The 4,172-nt window shown below is 42.0% G+C and carries 5 protein-coding genes; 1 reads left to right on the top strand and 4 read right to left on the bottom strand.

The features are described 5' to 3' along the window. Both RMO27_RS20030 and RMO27_RS20025 read right to left on the bottom strand, forming a co-directional pair. Positions 1–771 (bottom strand): hypothetical protein (locus RMO27_RS20030; RefSeq protein ID WP_309735850.1); only part of this gene is annotated, 771 nt, incomplete at its 3' end. Between the two features lie 358 nt (positions 772–1,129). Beyond that, on the bottom strand, positions 1,130–1,747 hold the full coding sequence (locus RMO27_RS20025) for a Uma2 family endonuclease (RefSeq protein ID WP_309735848.1): 618 nt from the start codon (positions 1,745–1,747) through the stop codon (positions 1,130–1,132). A gap of 374 nt (positions 1,748–2,121) precedes the next feature. On the opposite strand from RMO27_RS20025, the gene RMO27_RS20020 reads away from it, so the two are divergent. Beyond that, a complete protein-coding gene (locus tag RMO27_RS20020) occupies positions 2,122–2,376 on the top strand; it encodes a hypothetical protein (protein WP_309735846.1) in 255 nt (84 codons plus the stop codon). Between the two features lie 156 nt (positions 2,377–2,532). Here the strand turns inward: RMO27_RS20020 and RMO27_RS20015 are convergent, their stop codons facing one another. Both RMO27_RS20015 and RMO27_RS20010 read right to left on the bottom strand, forming a co-directional pair. Next, the gene (locus RMO27_RS20015) at positions 2,533–3,216 is read right to left on the bottom strand and encodes a PEP-CTERM sorting domain-containing protein (RefSeq protein WP_309735844.1); all 684 of its coding nucleotides are present in this window, start codon (positions 3,214–3,216) and stop codon (positions 2,533–2,535) included. A gap of 391 nt (positions 3,217–3,607) precedes the next feature. Further along, positions 3,608–4,172: carbonic anhydrase family protein (locus RMO27_RS20010; RefSeq protein ID WP_309735842.1), on the bottom strand; the 565-nt coding region annotated here is incomplete at its 5' end.

Genomic DNA, 4,172 nt, shown 5'->3' with positions numbered 1-4,172 from the left:
AGTTCCATCAAGATCGATTCCTTTAGAAATACGTCGATCTCTGCCACACGCAGCAAAACTAGCTGAACCTCCTACTGAATGCCCAGCGGCAAATATTTTATTAGGATCGATTCTTTGATAAAATAATGACCCAATTGCAGAATTAAGATGGATGATTTCATCTACAATTATCGATATATTTATTGCCTGTGTACGCGTGACGTTTCCGATATATTGTTCGAATTTAGCAGGCTCATTAAATATTAATGTATCGAAATTTTCAAACTTTATTTGCAAACCATTCGTACACATAGTTCCGACATTTGACTTGGGGTGATTGATGCCAATGACCATAAAACCATGACTGGCAAATTCTAGCGCGTAGAAAGTACCCAGGTAATTAATTCCACCGAAGCAAGGTGAAAAAAGGACGATCGGTAGACCATTTGGAGTCTGAATAGGAGTAGCATTTGTCAATGCTGGACTAGTAGAAACGCGCCGGAGCAGTGAGAAAATTAACTTGTATGCCAAATTTGCAGCGATTGGATCGGCAAAATCTCGACCTAGTTTATGAATATAAGGACTATGAACACCAGTTTTTTCAGCAGTCGGATACCATACCTTTGCAATTATTCCGGCTTCTGGATAGTCTGGTGATTTCCAAACGATCTCGCTGGTACCTACTTGCCATTGTCCTGATGGTTGAGGTAATCTATTTCTGGAAATCAATATATAAGGCAGGGCGAAAATAGCGATCGCAACGATACAAATAAAAATGAAAAAAATCAACATAGTTCTAACTATTTTTAGATTGAAGAACTGGTTTCAGATCTGACATGCAAAAATTTCCATTTGGTGCGGTAAAAGTGCAAATTGGCTGGCTTGAAATTTGCAGAAACTACGTGAAATAAAGTTAGGTACAGTTTAACATATGCAAGTGCCACTTGCATATTTGGGGTTTATGTTTACACAACCCCAAACTGCTAGCTTTTAGCTATAAATTGCCTTGTCACATCCTAAAAGCCCATGATTCTCAACATCAGAGGAATACGGGCTTTTTGTTTTAAGTCCACTCAGACTTTTGATTATATTGATACCTTTCTGATTTGCTAACGGTGGCGACTACAGGAATTAGTAGTCCTTTCGTAACTCAAAAAATTCTACTCATGCTCAGTACGAAACCTGGCATGACTTTGCTACAATCGATTTCAGTGGGGGATTCTAGGACAAACGGTTCCTGCCCCGAAGCTTGCGCGTCGATATTCGACGATCGATAAATTTCCACCTGCTTCTTCTGTGGATCGATTAGTAAACCCAAACGCACCCCGTTAGCGCGGTATTCCTCCATTTTTTCTCGAAGCGGAGGCAGCCTATCCGTTGCCGAGCGCAGCTCGATGACAAAATCGGGTGCCAGGGGTGGAAATTTCTTGCGTTGCTCTGGGGTTAGGGCTTCCCACCGAGACAACTCCACCCAAGCGGCATCTGGAGATCTTAGAGCACCATTGGGTAATACAAAGATGGTTGAGGAGCTAAAGATTTTACCTAACCCAGTTTGACGATTCCAGATTGCTAATTCAGCACCTAGCTCTAACTCAAAATTCCCACTCTCTCCACCAACTGGGGGCATAATGACTAATTCTCCGTTGGCTGTCAATTCTAAGGATCGATCTGGATTGTCTTGGCACAGCTTCTCAAACTCCTCATGTGTAACACGAAGGGTAATCCTATGGACATCCAAGAATAACGGTTTGGCTTCTAAAGATTGCATTTGGTATGAGGTCTCCTGTATCTAACTTATCTCATCAATACCTTTTTGATTTACATAGCCTGTCGAATTGGGCTAGTGTGACCGTTAGAGTTGTATTTCGTACATCGAGTAACAAGGGCTGAGTCTCGACCTGTGAAGTAGGTGCAGCGGCGTTCGCGTAGCGTTCACTTTTTGATATCGTCATACAACCTTCAAAATGTTTGCACGAGCTAGGTGGCGTGACTTTTATTCTATCATTGGCAAACTGTTGGCGATCGACCGACCAAATCGATCGAGAAGTAGTTTGAATATCGATCGAATTTATCCGGATGATGAGTCGGTATGCCTGAATTATAGTTGTATCTATTAGTGTCCACATCTATAATCGATCGATTATGCTGCGTACTCAAGACTTCCTCTCCCCCCGCCATCGTTTTTATGGGCAAGTGAACCCAGAAAATTTGGTGTTTAATGCTAACTTACAAGAATTTGCCGATCGCGTTAATTATATTTCTTGTCTGACTACGGCTGGTAAGCTATCGGCATTTGAAGCTCACGCGCAAATTCAACAGTTATGGCAAAATTTAGATCGCAGTAAATGCCAGTTAGGAGTGGGTGAAAATCCGTTCGACTCTTCAGATTTAAATTAAGCTCGATCGAGTCAATCCAGTGTTGTGACCAAAATTTAGGTTGAGATCGCACCATCTCGTCGATCGACATTGATAGTCAAAACCCCTAACCTTGATTGGTAGGGGTTTTGGTTGTGCAAGGGTGTGATCAGGGCAATTTGCGGAGAATCCAAATTCTTAGTCAGCAGCTTTTAGCTTTTTTCTCATGCGAAAAGCTGCTGTACCACCAACAATCGTCCCAATAATCGTAAATGGTTCGGGGACAGGAGCTGATCCCGCTGAACCACCAATATAACCTTGAATATTAAAACTTTGGGTGCTATTTTGTGGTGAAAGATTAATAGGAATGGCAAAGGATCCGAATATATTGCTATCTCTAGAACCGCCGATATAACGATCTACGATATTAACTCCATTGACGAAAATGCTTCCATAAGCTTGGGAACTCTCCGACCTTAGATCCGCATTTGCTGATACTGAACCGAAATAATATCCTTGAATAAAACCCGTAAAACTTTGACCAGGAGAAGTTGATACTATTGTTGATAGTGTTGCTCTAGATCCTGCCGAAGAATTACCAACTCCAGGCCGCCCCGCACTTCCTGAAACTCCACCAATATTAATGGATATCTGACTAGCGGAGGAAGAAGTAATTGAACCAGGGCGGCTAATAGCAGATGCATCTCCTACTACTATTGTTGGAGGATTTCTAAATTCTGGTGGAGATATAGAAAAGTCAATACCCTGTGGAAATTGTAGTGTATAGGAAAGGCCTGCACCAAATGTAGCGGCTGAAGCAACATCAGCCATTGTAAAAGCAGTGAGGATTGCCGCTGTAGCAGCTATTGAAATATTTTTCATATTTTCTAGATATTGTGAATTTTATACATCTAGACAGTCAGTATTTATAATTTAAGTTCCGTCTTAAATATAAATGCTAAAAAAGTATAATTTTATCATATCACTATATATCGAGTAGCAAGGGTTGAGTCTCGACAGGTGGATTAGGTGCAGCGGCAATTGTCATAAAACCTCCAAGCGTTCGCACAAGCTAGATTATGTGACTTTTATTTGATCATTGGCAAGATCCTGGCGATCGATCGACTGCTGATAAATGGTGACAAGACCTAGATATCGATCGTGCTTTTGTCTAAGTGAGTAGGGGCAATTCATGAATTGCCCCTACTCATAAATCAAATAAGATTGCTACATATGAATCATTCACTAAATTTGGGGCGATCGTCGATCTAATTTAGACAGTTCCATGCAATTCGATGCGTCTAGTCTGCGTCGGTTGCAGCGGACGAGCATTGACCGGATATAATTTGGCAAACTCGCGAATCTGTGCGCTAGAAACCGTAATTGGTGCTGCCAAAATATGCCATTTAACGCCCTCACTACAAGGCGGAGTAGTCAGCGATCCATCATAAGTATAATAAGACTTGGATGGCGGCAATAGATTACTAGCATCAATGCTACTGTTGCTCATGGCATTTGTTTTACCAGTTGGCGGGATTGCCTTCCACACTTGCGCGATTAACGGATGCTCTTTGCCCTCATTCATCATCACGCCTACCACTGCCAGTTTACCAGCGGCATTGCGGTGAACGAAATGTAATTCCATCGCCGCAGCTTTGCCAGCAATCTTGTGCTCGCTGGGGGTGTGAAAATGAAATTGGAGGAGTGCGTATTCGGTACTATCGATCGAGATCGTACTCCCTGGTGCATAGTTAACTTGGATAGTATGTCCGTTATTTACCACATTTAATGGTGAAGATTTGTAGTTAAAGGCAATCTGCATTGGTTTCCCTTTGACT

It is taken from the genome of Chamaesiphon sp. OTE_75_metabat_556, from assembly GCF_031378165.1.
GTDB lineage: Bacteria > Cyanobacteriota > Cyanobacteriia > Cyanobacteriales > Chamaesiphonaceae > Chamaesiphon.
The sequence above is the reverse complement of the archived record's forward strand: the minus strand, read 5'-3'. Positions and strand labels throughout refer to the sequence as shown.

Coding starts and splice junctions, on each gene's coding strand:
- RMO27_RS20025 (WP_309735848.1), bottom strand. CDS start 1,747: ATGCAATCTTTAGAAGCCAAACCGTTATTCTTGGATGTCCATAGGATT.
- RMO27_RS20020 (WP_309735846.1), top strand. CDS start 2,122: ATGCTGCGTACTCAAGACTTCCTCTCCCCCCGCCATCGTTTTTATGGG.
- RMO27_RS20015 (WP_309735844.1), bottom strand. CDS start 3,216: ATGAAAAATATTTCAATAGCTGCTACAGCGGCAATCCTCACTGCTTTT.